The sequence below is a fragment of the Allohoeflea poritis genome (genome assembly GCF_027889715.1).
Taxonomy (GTDB): domain Bacteria; phylum Pseudomonadota; class Alphaproteobacteria; order Rhizobiales; family Rhizobiaceae; genus Hoeflea_A; species Hoeflea_A poritis.
This window is the reverse complement of sequence record NZ_JAPJZH010000003.1, coordinates 376,199-390,487: the sequence shown is the minus strand read 5'-3', so window position 1 is coordinate 390,487 and position 14,289 is coordinate 376,199. Positions and strand designations below refer to the sequence as shown.

Annotated in this window: 10 protein-coding genes; 4 read left to right on the top strand and 6 right to left on the bottom strand. The window is 57.8% G+C overall.

The annotated features are described in order from the left end of the window. Positions 1 to 44 precede the first annotated feature (44 nt). The 6 genes from ileS to argE form a co-directional block, all read right to left on the bottom strand. Positions 45 to 3,203, bottom strand: a complete 3,159-nt coding sequence (gene ileS / locus OOZ53_RS07175) for an isoleucine--tRNA ligase (protein WP_271088695.1) — start codon at positions 3,201 to 3,203, stop codon at positions 45 to 47. A 107-nt stretch (positions 3,204 to 3,310) separates the two neighbouring features. Beyond that, positions 3,311 to 4,090: an AraC family transcriptional regulator gene (locus OOZ53_RS07170; protein ID WP_271088694.1), complete on the bottom strand. Its 780-nt coding sequence runs from the start codon at positions 4,088 to 4,090 to the stop codon at positions 3,311 to 3,313. 69 nt (positions 4,091 to 4,159) lie between these two features. Then, a complete protein-coding gene (locus tag OOZ53_RS07165; protein WP_271088693.1) occupies positions 4,160 to 5,197 on the bottom strand; it encodes a Leu/Phe/Val dehydrogenase in 1,038 nt (345 codons plus the stop codon). 52 nt (positions 5,198 to 5,249) lie between these two features. After that, entirely contained in the window at positions 5,250 to 5,978 is a 729-nt protein-coding gene (locus OOZ53_RS07160) for an alanyl-tRNA editing protein (protein WP_271088692.1), read from the bottom strand. A 9-nt stretch (positions 5,979 to 5,987) separates the two neighbouring features. After that, positions 5,988 to 7,658, bottom strand: coding sequence for an acyl-CoA dehydrogenase family protein (locus OOZ53_RS07155; RefSeq protein ID WP_271088690.1), 1,671 nt, complete (start codon positions 7,656 to 7,658; stop codon positions 5,988 to 5,990). Positions 7,659 to 7,698: 40 nt separating this feature from the next. Beyond that, on the bottom strand, positions 7,699 to 8,844 hold the full coding sequence (gene argE, locus OOZ53_RS07150) for an acetylornithine deacetylase (RefSeq protein WP_271088688.1): 1,146 nt from the start codon (positions 8,842 to 8,844) through the stop codon (positions 7,699 to 7,701). Positions 8,845 to 10,089: 1,245 nt separating this feature from the next. Between argE and OOZ53_RS07145 the strand changes: the two genes are divergently transcribed. The 4 genes from OOZ53_RS07145 to OOZ53_RS07130 all read left to right on the top strand — a co-directional run bounded on the left by OOZ53_RS07145 (position 10,090) and on the right by OOZ53_RS07130 (position 14,275). Next, positions 10,090 to 11,262: a C4-dicarboxylate TRAP transporter substrate-binding protein gene (locus OOZ53_RS07145; RefSeq protein WP_271088687.1), complete on the top strand. Its 1,173-nt coding sequence runs from the start codon at positions 10,090 to 10,092 to the stop codon at positions 11,260 to 11,262. Positions 11,263 to 11,452: 190 nt separating this feature from the next. Beyond that, on the top strand, positions 11,453 to 12,004 hold the full coding sequence (locus OOZ53_RS07140) for a TRAP transporter small permease subunit (RefSeq protein WP_271088686.1): 552 nt from the start codon (positions 11,453 to 11,455) through the stop codon (positions 12,002 to 12,004). Continuing rightward, on the top strand, positions 12,001 to 13,308 hold the full coding sequence (locus OOZ53_RS07135; protein ID WP_271088685.1) for a TRAP transporter large permease: 1,308 nt from the start codon (positions 12,001 to 12,003) through the stop codon (positions 13,306 to 13,308). Before OOZ53_RS07140 ends, OOZ53_RS07135 begins: the two co-directional genes overlap by 4 nt. A 52-nt stretch (positions 13,309 to 13,360) precedes the next feature. Continuing rightward, a complete protein-coding gene (locus OOZ53_RS07130; protein ID WP_271088684.1) occupies positions 13,361 to 14,275 on the top strand; it encodes an SDR family oxidoreductase in 915 nt (304 codons plus the stop codon). The last annotated feature ends 14 nt before the right edge of the window (positions 14,276 to 14,289 follow it).

The window sequence follows — 14,289 nt, the reverse complement described above, 5'->3', positions numbered from 1 at the left end:
GGCTGAACTCAGCTGATCGGACGTTTTTTCAGGTTGTGACCATTTCAAGGACCTGCTGCGGTTTTTTCAAACCGGATTGCGATCTGAAACCCGTCGATCATCTCCGTTGCCAGTGGTTCAATCGAGGCGGCTGGAACGCTTTCAATCTCCGTCGCCAGGGTCTCGCTGGCGATCTGCTCGGCATGTTCTTCAAAGGCCTCGACCAATCCGTCGGCAAGCCCGAGTTGCAAATGTATCCGGTCCGAAACGTCGAGCCCGGCATCCTTGCGTGCCTGTTGCACACTTCGAATTATGTCCCTCGACCATCCCTCGCGCTGTAATTCGGGCAGGATGACCGTATCGAGGGCGACTGCACCGCGGCCGCCGTCGATAGGTGCCGCCGCTATGCCCTCATTGACCGCGATCCTGATCTCATACTCATCCGATGCAACCTTCACTCCGGCAATTCGTAATGTGCCATCGTCGGATATCTCGTAAAGGTTGTTCTTTTGAGCGGCCAGAACATCCTTCATGCGTGCCCCAAGCCTTTTGCCCAAACGCGGATCAACACGAACTTGCGGAACACCAAGTTTTTCGATCTCCGTTTGCAGTTCGACCTGTTTGACATTCACCGCCTCCTGCATGAGAGAAAGATGCTGCCCAAGCGCGTCTGCCTCAGCATGTGCCACGACAAGCTTTGCGAGTGGCAGACGCAACCGAAGCCTGGCGTTCTCTCTGATGCTCAAGGCGCCCGCGCAGGCTTCGCGCGCGAGGTCCATCGATCGCACGAGCGTTTGATCCCGCGGCAGATCCTCCGTATCCGGCCATGGTGCCAGATGAACGCTTTCATCGTCGGTGAGGGACACATAAATATGCTCGGCCAGAAGTGGCATCAGCGGCGCTAGCGCCCTTGCTGACGTGGTCAACGCGGTGAAGAGGGCGTCGAAGCTGCCTCGATTTTTCGGCCCGGCTTCCCAAAACGCGCGCCGCTTGCCACGAATGTACCAGTTATTCAGGGCATCAACGAAACCGGGAACGACGGCATAGGCACCCGGCAGGTCGTAATTGTCGAGGCAGGCCTCCAGGTCGGTCACGAACTCGCGGGTTTTTGCAAGAATGTAGCGATCAAGAACGTCATCGGCGTCTTTGACGATCTCTCCCCGCATTGCTCCGGCGTTGGCATAAAGTGAAAAGAAGGAATAGGCACTCCAGAGGCGAATAATCGCAGCGCGCATCGATTTGGCAATGTCCTTGCCATCACGCCGCATGCTCAGATTGCCGCCTGTCATCAGTGGAGATGCAAGTATATGCCACCGCAGCGCATCTGCACCGTAGGTATTGAACACGTCGACGGGATCTGGATAGTTGCGCAGTCGCTTGGAGAGTTTTTGTGAATTTTCGTCGAGAACCACGCCGTGGCAGATGCAGTTCCTGAACGGTGCGCGATCAAAAAGGGCGGTTGCCATTACCATCATGGTGTAGAACCAGCCACGGGTCTGAGCCACGTATTCGACCACGAAATCGCCCGGAAAATTGCGATCAAACCGGTCCTTGTTCTCGAAGGGATAATGAAGTTGCGCAAAGGGCATCGAGCCGGATTCGAACCAGCAATCCAGCACTTCCGGCACCCGGCGCATTGTGCTTCGACCGGTGGGATCATCCGGGTTCGGGCGCGTTAACGCGTCGATTTCGGGTCGATGAAGATCGGTCGGCCGAATGCCAAAATCACGCTCGATCTCATCAAGGGATCCGTAGACATCTGTCCTTGGATATGCAGGATCGTCGCTTTGCCAAACAGGGATGGGCGATCCCCAGAAGCGGTTCCGGCTGACATTCCAGTCACGCGCATTGGCAAGCCAATTGCCGAACACGCCATCCTTCACGTGGGCCGGTGTCCAGTTGATGTGCTGATTAAGTTCGACCATCCGGTCGGCAATCGTGCTGACTTTGATGTACCAGGATTGGACTGCCATGTAGATGAGCGGTTCATCGGTGCGCCAGCAATGTGGGTAGGTATGTCGGTACTGCTCGTGACGTACGACTTTGCCCATGGCCTTGAGATCGCGGATGATAGCGGGATTAGCCTCATGAATGACGTTTTGCCCCTCGTAGTCCGGCACAAGGCTCGTGAACGCACCCTTGGCGTCAACCGGCACGATCAGGTCGATGTCGTTTTCCTGGGCGACCTCCAGGTCTTCCTCACCGAATCCAGGCGCAATATGAACGATACCTGTCCCGTCCTCGGCTCCGACGAATTCACCAAGCAGAACGCGGAACGCATTTTCCTGCTTTGCGAAATAGGGGAACAACGGCTCATAAGTCCTCCCCGACAACTCGGAACCACTCATTTCGCCGACAAGCGAATAGGCCTCCAGCTCACGCTCGTAGCGCGGCACGGCATCCTTTGCCAGGACAACAAGATGCTCATCGTATCGCATGAGCGCATAGGAAATGTCCGGATTGACACAAAGGGCCAAGTTTGAGGGCAAGGTCCATGGTGTTGTCGTCCAGGACCATATCTGCGCCTTCAAACCGTCGATCGGGTCCATGAGTGCAAAGCGGACCGTCAATGCGGGGTCATCGCGATCACGGTAGGAATCATCCAATCGCGTTTCGAAGTTGGACAGTGGCGTTTGGACGGCCCAGGAATAGGGGACCACACGGTAGCCTTGATAGACCAAGTCCTTGTCCCACAGGGTCTTGAACGCCCAGATGACACTCTCCATGAACGACAGGTCCATGGTCTTGTAATCGTTGTCAAACGAGGCCCAACGTGCGGCGCGCGTGACATACCACTCCCACTCTTCGGTATAGCGCAGGACCGATTCCCGGCATTTTTCGTTGAACGCGCGCATGCCATAAGCAAGAATTTCTTCCCGGCCGGACAAGTCCAGTTCCTTTTCAACTTCCAGCTCGGCCGGAAGCCCGTGACAATCCCAGCCGAAACGGCGTTCGACATGCCGTCCGCGCATGGTCTGATAGCGGGGAATGAGATCCTTCACGAAACCCGTGGCCAGATGACCATAGTGGGGCAGGCCGTTCGCGAAAGGCGGCCCGTCATAGAAAACGAATTCGTTTGTCCTGCCGTCCGGTGTTGCGATGGGTCTTTCGCTGACGGAGCGCTCAAAAATACGGCTCTGTTTCCACCGTTCGAGGACCGCCTTTTCGATCTCCGGAAAACTCGGGTTGGGATTGACGAGCGGATATATCGTATCTGATGCCATAACCTTCAGCCGGCGGATGCCGCTCCATGCACGCCACGCTCTGAGGCGGGCTCAAAGGTCCTTGGTGCCGCGTCTTTTGTGAAAACTATTGGCGAAAGTTGACCGTTTCAGCTCAGGCAGGAATTCCTGAACTGGCTCGGTGTGATGCCGTAGGTCTTCTTGAAGTGCTTGTTCAGTGCACTTTGGTCGTAGAAGCCGACAGCCAATGCCGCCTCTGCGAACGACACGCCCCGTTTGAGATGTCTGCATGCCGTCTTCAAACGGATTTGCGTCAAATAGGCGTAGGGCGAGATTCCCATCTGCTTGGTGAAAACGCGAATCAAATGGAAAGGCGTCACGTCCAGATCGTCGGCAATATCGTCCAGTGAAACCGGTTGGCTGTAGTGCTCGTTCAGCATTTCGACCGTTCGACGAACAATCAACGGCTCTTTTCCTGCCCGTTTGCTGGGCAACTCCGCGTCGGAATGGCGGTCAAACAAACGGGCGAAAGATGTATAGATCAGCTGTCGCGTCTTGGACGGTTCCGTGCCCTCATCCATGGAGCGGTGCAAATCGAGAAAACGGCGGGACAAGTCGGGATCCGATAGGGCGTTGCGGGTAAAGAATGGCAGACGCTCGGAGCCAAGACCTTTGCAAATGGCCATCATGGCACGGTCGGTCAGATAGAAGGAACGGTAACGCCAGCGTTTGCTCGCTCCCATCCACCCGGAATGCGGTTCTCCCGGATTGAAGACGAGGAGACGTGACGTCTCGGCATGATCGACAACGCCCCGACTTTTGAACTCAGCACCGCCTGCAACGGTCGTTGCAATTACGTAAGCATCATGAACATGGGGTGCGTATTCGTGAGTCGTGAAGTCTGCCCACAAACAGGACAATCCCGGCACGGAAGGATCCTGCCAGTAGCGTGAATTGTTTCTCGTGTCCGATCGTGCCATGTAAATTAAATTTACGTATTATTTATGTGAAGTCAGGCGTTTAAGCGCCAATCTTTGAGCCGCTTCAAGGGTGGACACGTTCCATTGCTCGGCAGCAAGAAAAACCTGCTTCAGTGTTTTCCCGATCGACCGGACTTTCTGTTCCACCCATTCGGGGTCAAAACCGCGGCGTTCAGAATCCACCCGGATCAGTCCGGCGGCATTTATTATATAGTCCGGTGCGAACAGAATACCACGATCCTGCAGTGCCTGTGCATGACAGTCGCGGGCGCATTGATTATTGGCTGCACCGGCTATGACCCTGGCCTTGAGGCGATTGACCGTCGAGTCATCAATGATCCCGCCAAGCGCGCATGGTACAAAGACGTCCATCGGCTCATCGTAGATCCGGCCGGGTTCAGCGACACTGGCGCGAAACTCGACAACCGCCCTCTCGATCCGTTCCGGGATCGTGTCGCTGACGATCAATTCGGCACCCTGCCGTGCAAGGCTGTCGGCGACGTGCCAGCCGACATCGCCGAGACCCTGCACGGCAATGCGCGCATCGCGCAGGTCCGTGGTCGCGAATGCATGGCCTACCGCCGCGCGAATGCCAATAACGGTTCCCTCAGCGGTGGTTGCCGAGGGATCGCCGCTTCCGCCTTCTGTTTCGCTAAGTCCTACGACATACCGGGTCGCCTTGCGTATCTCGCTCATATCCGCCACTGACGTGCCGACATCCTCCGAGGTGATGTAACGTCCGCACAATCGGTTGACGGCCCGACCCATGGCCTGCAGCAGTTCAGGCGTCTTGGCCCGACGCGGATTGCCCATAATCACGCTCTTTCCTCCGCCAAGATCAAGGCCTGCCATGGCCGCCTTGTAAGTCATCGCGCGTGACAGCCGCAGCGCATCGACAACGGCTGCTGTTTCGTCAGCATAGGCCCACATGCGGCACCCTCCGATCGCGGGCCCTAGGCGGGTGTCGTGGAGTGCGATAACGGCCCGTAGTCCGGCGCTCTCCTCGGAACAGAACACCACTTGCTCGTGATCGTCGAAATCCGGTAGCGCTGCCATGCCCTCTTTGCCGGGAATGCGCGCTGATATCTCTCGCGATTGGTGAAAGCGCTCAGTCATTAAAAAGGTCAGCGATGCCCACGCGAAGTCTGCGGTTCTGTCGCCCCTTGTTTTCGACCTTCAGAATGCGAATTGAACGCGCAAGCCCCGTGTGAAACAGATGCGTGCCGCCGCAAGCTTGCCGGTCGAGCCCGACAATATCGACGATGCGGATCGTTCCATCGGGTTGTGGCGGCGGCGTGACGGCCTTCGAGCGGATAAGGCCGGGTTCCGATCCCACTGCCTCTTCGGACAGATACTCCTGCCGCACGGGAAAATCCTGACGCAGAGCATCGTTGATCTCGTCTACCATGCCACGAAGACGGTCGTTGTCAGCGCCTGGCAGATCGAAATCGATGCGAAAGGATCCATCTTCGGCCATCTGAACCCCAGTCACCAGAGCACCGCCAAATTCTTCGAAAACGAAGTTGTTGACGACATGGGATAGGGTATGGAGCTCGCTCATCAGCTCGCGAAAGGGCTGATCGATCCGGACTTTGATCGCGCCATCGATCTCATCGTTAGCGGAGAGCAAGTGCCAGAGCCCGTCGGCTTCGGCTTCGAACCCGGTAATGGAAACGTCTCCATTACGCCACGACAAGTGGCCGCGATCGGCCAATTGCCCGCCACCTCCGGGATAGAATGGCGAGCGGTCGAGGCGAACGCGGCCGGGGCGCCAGTCAACGACCGACGTCTCAAGTTCGGATAGTTGGGGCTGGTCGTGGCAAAGATATCGTGACATGCAGGCCTCTCAAGCAACTCGGGTGCGCCTGATGACACCCCTTAATCGGGCATCCGCCGGCAAGCTCCCGAACGCGCGGTTTGGCAGATTGCCAAGGCGGCTCTCGATGAACAGTGCAGCCGCGTCCGTCGAAGAATGGCGCAGAAACAGCAACCCCTCATAGGCCGTTGCCATTGCGATCGTCAGCTGGCGCATGCGGCCTTGAAGCGGCCCGATGGCGAGATCTCCGATCTTGTCGACATAATGATCGAACGTCGCATTGCTGCCCCGCTCGGTTCTCAGCTCTTCCATGAAGGCATCGAATGCATCAGGCTCGCGGGTCAACACACGCTCCACATCCAGGCAAACCACATTGCCCGTACCTTCCCAAATGCCGTTGAGCGGTGCTTCCCGATAAAGCCGTGGCATCGGTTGTTCTTCGATAAAGCCATTGCCGCCATGGCACTCCAGGCATTCGGCAACAAAAGCCGGCGCACGTTTGCAGTTCCAGAACTTTGCCGCAGGGGTAACAAGGCGCTCCAACAGCCGGTCACGTTCCACAAGGTCAGCGCGATCGATGTGACCAGCCAATGCGAAACCGAGAAGCGTGGCCGCCTCGACCTCCAGGCAAAGGTCTGCCAACACGTTCTCCATTAGCGGCTGTTCAGCGAGGGTGCGTTGAAAGACGCGACGGTGGTGCGTGTGGTGCAAGGTCAGATTCAAGGCCCATCGCATCAATCCCGCTGAGCCGATTGAAAAATCGAGACGCGTCAGGTGCGCCATCTCCATGGCAGCGCGAATACCACGACCTTCTTCACCAATGAGCAGGGCAAAGGTGTCCTCATATTCGATTTCGCTTGAAGCATTTGAACGGTTGCCAGCTTTATCCTTCAAGCGCTGAATGAAGAAGCGGTTGCGGGTTCCATCGGGAAGCGAGCGCGGAACGAAAAAGAGCGACGGACCGTTGTCCGTCTGTGCAAGGGTCAGGAACGCATCGCTCATCGGTGCGGAGCAAAACCATTTATGGCCGGTGAGGCGATACTCCTGGCCCTCGCCACGCAGCCCTGCAGGCATCCCAAATGTCGAATTGGCCCGCAGGTCTGATCCGCCCTGTTTCTCCGTCAGCGCCATACCAATCGTGCAGGCTTGCTTTTCACCGACCGCGATGGGTCGGGGATCGTAGTCTTGCGCGATAATCTTGTCCGTCCACACACGATCGATTTCAGGAACCTTCCGTAAAGTGGGCACCGAAGAATAGGCCATACCTGTCGGACACCCGATTCCGCTCTCAATCTGGTTCCAGACAAAGCTGAGCGCCGCACGAGCGACGTGGGCACCCTCCCTGGGTTCCGTCCAGGATAGGGCATGCACGCCGGAGCCGAAGGCAAGCTGCATCAGCGCGTGATAGCTGGGGTGAAAATCAACCGCATCGATCCGGTTGCCGAAACGGTCGTGCGTTCGCAGAACCGGGCCGTGTTTGTTGGCAAGGTATGAATGTTCCTGTACTTCAGGATCGCCCGCCGCTGCACCGAGGGCAGACGCACGTTCAGTCACCCATCCACCGCCCTCTCGCTCAACGGCCGCGGATAATATGGCATCCCCGTCGTAAATGTTTACGCCCACAAAGGGACCGCTTTGGTTCAGCACCTCATGGGTGGTGATCGGAAACGAACCGGAATCCGTCGTCAAAGCGTGATGCATCTCGATCCCGATCTCCTTAGCTGCTGCGAAACGGTTGTTTTCATCTGGCTAGATGCTCACCAAGCGCATCCATGAATCTTGCGGCGATGGAAAACTGTTCGAGAGACAGATTTTCGTCGGGCTGATGCGCTTGCTCTATACCGCCCGGGCCGCACACGACGGCTGAAAAACCGGCATTTTGAAAAAAGCCCGCTTCGGTGCCGAATGCGACCGGATCGCCGACCGCATTGCCGGACAGCTTGGATGCAACGCGGGTCGCCTTTGCATTGTGCTCCGGTGACAGGGACGGGCACCAGATTATGCGTTCCAGATCGACCGGTGCCTCAATTCCCGCTGCGCGCAAATCGCGCGCGATGTGTATGTCGGCCAAGGTGCGCACGTCGCGCAAAATTTCGTCCGGATCATCGTCGATCTCGCGGAATTCGAAATCGAGGATCGTCTCGGCCGGGACGATGTTGACAGCGTTGCCGCCCGCAAGACATCCAGCGTTGAATGTCGTTGCATCGTCGTTTGTGCCGCGGGCTTGCTGGTGCGTTCGTTCGTCGAAGTAATCAGCGATCGCGGCCACAAAGCGCGAGACCGGCACGATTGTGCCCGCACCCAGGTCCGGATTTGAGGAGTGGGCGGCCGCTCCTCTGGCACGTAGCCGCAATATGCTTATTCCCTTGTGCCGATCGACCGGCTGCATGGATGTCGGCTCGCCGACAACAACGATATCGGGCGTGCCTGCCTGTCTGGCCAGCGTCGTCGCCGCCTCTTCGGCCGCCAGGCAACCGATTTCTTCATCATAGGTCAAAACAAGCCAGAGCGGACGAACCAGGCGCGCACTGTCGATCTCCGAGGCAAGCGCCATGGCAAGTGCCACGAAGCCCTTCATGTCGCAGGTTCCGCGCCCGTATAGCTTGCCATCCCTTTCGGAAAGGCAAAAGGGATCGCTAGACCACTTCTGTCCGTCGACCGGCACGACATCAAGATGTCCCGACAGAGCGATGCCACCCGGTTCCGCCGGACCAAATCTGAGGAGCAGGCTGCTCTTTGGCTCAATGCGATGGGGTATCGGTAATGCCATCGACGCCGCGGCGCCAAGCGTTTCCTGAATCCAATCGACACATTCGAGATTGCTGTTGCGCGAAACCGTATCGAATTGAATCAGGCGATCCAGAAATTCGCGCGCACGATCATACATTGACTATTGCCTCCTGCAGACGTGAATAGCCCATCTCCGGAAGCACCTATTGGCGATCCTTGATGCGCGGTTTGCAAATCGCTTCCGCTCCATCGGCATCGCATCAGGCCAGCACAGGATCGGCCAATACCGGCGGTTGGCCGCGTGGTGTGGTGGGCACCTTATTTGGCGAGCTGAGGGAGTTCGGCCGGTTCAGGGTGACCGAAAAGGGGCTGATTCCAACGGTTTGACCGCCGTCGGGAACAGTCCGCTGCCGATGGCGTTGGTTGCGAGCCTTTGTTTGAACCTGTAGTGCCTGCCAAAGAGGCCGGAGAAGGTCTTCGATTATGCGTTTGGCGATTCTCCATATGTTTTCATTCGAAGTATGAACAAATAACGCAAGCAATTTCAGAAGCTTGGAATGTTGAAGGTGTGTGCGGGTGGTTGCAGATAAATTTGTCATGAAATCAGGGGCTTATCCGCCAAATCGATCATCGAACGCCCTGAGAGCTGTGCTCGAAGGGCTGGGACGTTGCGACGAACGCGCGGAGCCACAGCGCAACGCTGGAGCGATCGGCCTGGCCGGCCAGAAGGTCCGGTAGGCCCTTTGGGTCGCGAACGCTCCGACCTTGGCGTTCCGCGTCCCGAACCGGCGACCGCCGGTCGCCATCAAAGTGATGCGCTGCAGGCCAAGGTAAAGACGCAGGACCGCAATATCGTAAGGTCCCGTGGATTGGCGCGCTGTCGTTTCATCTGAATTCGGGCTTTGGCCGAAACCTCGGTCGTTTTGCCTCGGTATGATGGCTTCATTCAGGGTTGGTGCACCGATTTGCCAACGCGCTTGCAGGCGGCCGGTCACCTCTATTCTGGTGGGCTGTGAATAATATAACCTGAATGCTTGTACAAAAATCTTGAAATTTTGTATAAATTATGGTCATTAATGCATAATGAAAAATCTGCTGTGCACACAAGCCGGAATTCCGGAACGCTGCACACGCAGGTGCAGCGGGGTTTATCCGCACGGCGTCTGGCGACGTTTGGGAGGCACGCAATGATTGGGAAAAGTGACGCGGTGCCCTTTGATCGCGCATCTTTTTTACCGGCTGCGACGTGGTGCGCCGGCGATGCGAACTGGCTGACCGCCGACCTTGTCAATCCGTTGCGTGATTTCGGGGGCATATCTGGCGCATTTGCCGGATCGTCGGGATCGAGGCGCCCGGCGCGCCGGAAGATTGCAAAATTCCAAGAAAGTCTAAGGAGGAAGACATGAAATCAACGCGTAAAATCGGGTTAGCATCGCATCTGAAGAGGTCGATCCTGGCGGGAGTGGTTCTCGGCGCAATCGGCGGCACAACGGCGAGTGCGCAGGAGTTGCGTTATGCGGTCGGCCTGCCGGAAAGCAGCTACAATTACGACAACGCGGTGTTTTTCTCTGAGGAGCTTGCACGCACCAGCGACGTGGACGTCAAGGTCTATGCGCTGTCTTTGCTCGGACTGAATGAGATACCTGGCGGGATCCGGGACGGGTTGGCCGATTTCGGCTTTTCTCTCTTCCCCTATTTCCCGGCCGAGTTCTCGGAGCTGAACCTCCCGGCGAGTCTTTCGTGGCTGGCATCGACCGGTTCGGAGGCCAAGTGGCCCGGCCCGGCAATGCTTGGCGCGTCGATGGAATATGTCATGCTGAACTGCCCCGATTGCCTGAAGCAGCTCGAGGGGTTCAACACGGTTTTCCTCAGCGGCGGTGTGGCGGTGGATTACGGCCTGGTATGCAACAAGCCGGTTGAAACCATCGAAGACATAGCGGGCAAAAAGGTGCGCACCGGCGCGGCCGATGTCTCGCGGTTCGTCGAATATTTCGGCGGCACTCAGGTATCGCTCTCCGGCAATGAGATCTACGACGCTCTCAACACAGGAAATGTGGATTGTTCCACGGTGCCTCCGGAAACCCTGACCGGTCTGCGACTGATGGAAGTCGCGGATTTCTACAGCCATCTGTTGCCCGGCAACATGTTCTCGGGAATCGGCATAGCCAACATGAACCGCGATACGTGGAAGGGCATGACGGACGAGCAGCGGCGTGCAGTTCTGAATGCGGCTGCCAAGACATCCGCAAGCAGCTGGGTTACGGTCAAGAACCTCAATGCGTCCAGCCTCAAGACATTCAAGGACGCAGGCAAGACCGTATTCAACACCTCGGCCGAGGACCGTGCGAAGATCGGCGAGTTCGCAAAGCAGGACACCGCCGTCGTGCGCAATCAATTTGTCGACCAATACGGCATCGACGGCGTTGACGAGAAAATCGCGCTGATATCCGAGCTGATCGAGAAGTGGAAAGGCCTCACCAACCAGATCGACGAAATGGATGTCGATGCCTTCGCCAATCTCTATATCGACGAAGTGCATTCCAAGGTCGATGTCTCCAGTTACGGAATCGATTGAGTAAAGACATCGGGTGCCCCGTTCTTCTCCCCGGGGCATCCCTCTCCTGCAGCCCTGGAAAACTGGTAAAAGAGGTCGACCCGGTCGACCGGGACAAATCAAACGGCATTGACCGCCGATCATAGGCGCAGCCGCCTCGATGGGTGCGTTGACCTGCATCGATCAATGGCTGGGGAGATGAATACCTACCATGAAACCGGTTCTGAATATCATTGACAGGGTCATCCTTGCCCTTGGTTTCCTCGCCGCCTGCGCGGTGGTGCTGATGATGCTTCACGTCACGCTGGATGTTGTCCTGGACATCCTGTTCAACCGGCCGCTGCCGGGGACACTGATCATCGTCTCCAACTACTACATGCCGCTCGTTACTTTCCTGCCGCTTGCCTTCGTGGAGCGACTGGAAAACCACGTTTCGGCAGATGTGCTGACACAATTCCTTCCGCAGCGCGGACAAACGCATATTTTCGGCTGGACCTTTCTGCTGTGCTTCACGGTATGCGCCTTGCTGACATACGCAACCTGGCTGGAGGCCGTGGACAAGTTCCATATCGGTGCATTCAAGATGGAGCGGGGCATGAAAGTTCTGACATGGCCAATCAGGTTTGCCGCTCCGATCGGTTATGGGATCCTGACACTCTTGTTCCTGTTCAAATTTGTTGCCTACACCATCAGAAGCAATGTTCTGAGGGAAGGGAAGAACATCCTCGGTATCCTGGGTGCCAATAGCGGAGTAAATGAATGAGCGAAGTTGAAATCGGGTTGGCAGGAATCGTCGTTCTGCTGATCATGATCGGGCTTCGAGTGCCCATCGCCATTGCTCTGTTTACTGTGCCGTTTGTCGGAATATACGCAATGTTCGGATGGCGTCCGGCCCTCGGAGCGTTGAAGATCATTCCTTTCAACTTCGCCGCAAGCTGGGAATTGAGTTCGGTCCCGATGTTCCTGCTGATGGGTTATCTGGCTTACCATACGGGGATAACGGCGGGGCTGTTTGCCGCAGCGCGGGTCTGGCTTTCGCGATTGCCCGGGGGGCTCGCGGTTGCGAGCATATTCGGTGCCTCCGGATTTGCCGCGGTGACTGGCTCGTCGGTCGCGACGGCCGCCGCCATGGGGCGCATCGCGGTGCCGGAAATGCTGCGCCACGGTTACGACCCGAGGCTTGCCACCGGCACCGTTGCCGCGGCCGGAACGATCGGGGCGCTCATTCCCCCGAGCATTCTGCTGATCCTTTATGGCGTCATCGCCGAGGTTCCCATCAACCAGCTTTTCATCGGAGGCGCAGGGGTGGGGCTGTTGTCGGCGCTGGCCTATGTCGTGCTGGTCATCCTGTGGGCCAGCGCCAAACCCGGGGTCGCGCCGCGCTCGGACGATAAATTCACTTTGGCCGAACGGTTCCGCTCGCTGCGCAAGGTGTCTCCGGTGCTGCTGCTGGCGGTTCTTGTTTTCGGCGGGCTGTTCGCCGGCCTGTTCACCCCGACCGAGGCGGGCGCGGTGGGCGCGTCGCTCTGCGCGCTCATAGCCGCCGCGCAACGCCGTCTGACCTGGAACAGCTTCCGGGTTTCCATAACCGAGGCCTTTACGACGACGTCGGCACTTCTTTTTATCGTCATCGGGGCAAATCTGCTGGCCCGTTTCGTCGCGCTCAGCGGTGTCGATGCCTACATCTCGGATGTGATCGCCTCGGTGGGCTCCTCCACCTATCTTTTCCTCGCCGGAGTTGTGGTGGTCTACATTATCCTGGGCATGTTTCTGGAGCCGACCGGCGCGATGATCATCACCTTGCCGATCGTGTTGCCGGTCGCCGCCTCCCTCGGCGTGAACGAGCTGTGGTTCGGTATTTTCCTCGCCAAGCTGCTTGAAGTGGGGATGATAACGCCACCGATCGGCTTGAATGTTTTTGTGCTGAACGGGATTGTCGGTCGAGGGATAACCCTTGGGCAGATATTCAGAGGCACAACATATTTCATTGCGGCGGATATTGTCGTGCTGCTGCTGATCATTGCCGTACCGGCAATTGTCCTGTTCCTGCCGGGCCTGATGATATGAGCCCTGTTGCGGTCGAGCGAATAAAGCGCGTGAGACCCTGCGGTGAAGGCTCATGAGGGTCGCAGTCTATTCCGCGACCGGTGACCAGGGCATCGCGCAAGTGCGCAGCCTGATCGAACTGGGGCACCAGGCCGTCGCCATCTCCCGACGCCCGGAGGCGGCGGACCTGCCGGACAGCGTCGAACGGGTCGCGGCGGATTATGGTCGGCATGAAAGTCTGCGGGCAGCGATGGACGGGGCGGACGCGGTCTTGCTGAACCTGCCCTCGACTTCCTTTCAGGAAGCCGCCCCTTTAATCGAAGCCGCCGAGGTGATCGCGAAGGCGGCCGCCGCGTCGGACACGGTGAAAATACTCGTCTTCAATACCAGCATGCCGGTACCCGGCCATGAAATGGGAATCGCCGCACAGGATGCGCGGCTCGAGATGCGCAGGCGTATATTCGCGACGGGTGTCCCGGCAATTGTCATCCAGCCCGTGGTCTATCTCGACAATCTGCTCAAGGCCTGGGCCTGGCCGCAGATCGCGCGCGAGAACATGATTTACTATCCCCATCGGGAAACCCTCGATGTCTGCTGGATTTGTCACGACGACCTTGCAAGGCTCATGGTCGCGGCCGCGGAAAGGCCGCAGCTTGCCGGCCGCATATTTCCCGTCGGCGGGCCGGAGGCCATTCGCGGCCCGGACCTTGCCCGCCGTCTCGGTCAAGTCTGGGGAAGGCCGCTGACATTCAAATCCATGCCCCTGGAGACCTGCGGCGAGATCATGGCCGACGTGTTTCGGTCAAGCGCGACACTGGACCGGGACGTCCTGGCTCGCGAGATGGCCCTGAAGTACCGGTGGTACAACGACGAAAAGGATCGCCCGTTCTTTGTTGATATGGGGCCGGTTCTGGATGCGCTTCCGGTCTCATTGACATCGTTGGAAGACTGGGCCGCACGGCAGACCCTTCCGGCAACCACGGCCTGAAGCCGCCCGGAAAC

Excerpts from the sequence above, each read along its gene's own strand:
- ileS (WP_271088695.1), bottom strand. The coding sequence starts at position 3,203 with ATGGCATCAGATACGATATATCCGCTCGTCAATCCCAACCCGAGTTTT.
- OOZ53_RS07165 (WP_271088693.1), bottom strand. The coding sequence starts at position 5,197 with ATGGCAGCGCTACCGGATTTCGACGATCACGAGCAAGTGGTGTTCTGT.
- OOZ53_RS07160 (WP_271088692.1), bottom strand. The coding sequence starts at position 5,978 with ATGTCACGATATCTTTGCCACGACCAGCCCCAACTATCCGAACTTGAG.
- OOZ53_RS07155 (WP_271088690.1), bottom strand. The coding sequence starts at position 7,658 with ATGCATCACGCTTTGACGACGGATTCCGGTTCGTTTCCGATCACCACC.
- argE (WP_271088688.1), bottom strand. The coding sequence starts at position 8,844 with ATGTATGATCGTGCGCGCGAATTTCTGGATCGCCTGATTCAATTCGAT.
- OOZ53_RS07145 (WP_271088687.1), top strand. The coding sequence starts at position 10,090 with ATGAAATCAACGCGTAAAATCGGGTTAGCATCGCATCTGAAGAGGTCG.
- OOZ53_RS07140 (WP_271088686.1), top strand. The coding sequence starts at position 11,453 with ATGAAACCGGTTCTGAATATCATTGACAGGGTCATCCTTGCCCTTGGT.
- OOZ53_RS07135 (WP_271088685.1), top strand. The coding sequence starts at position 12,001 with ATGAGCGAAGTTGAAATCGGGTTGGCAGGAATCGTCGTTCTGCTGATC.
- OOZ53_RS07130 (WP_271088684.1), top strand. The coding sequence starts at position 13,361 with ATGAGGGTCGCAGTCTATTCCGCGACCGGTGACCAGGGCATCGCGCAA.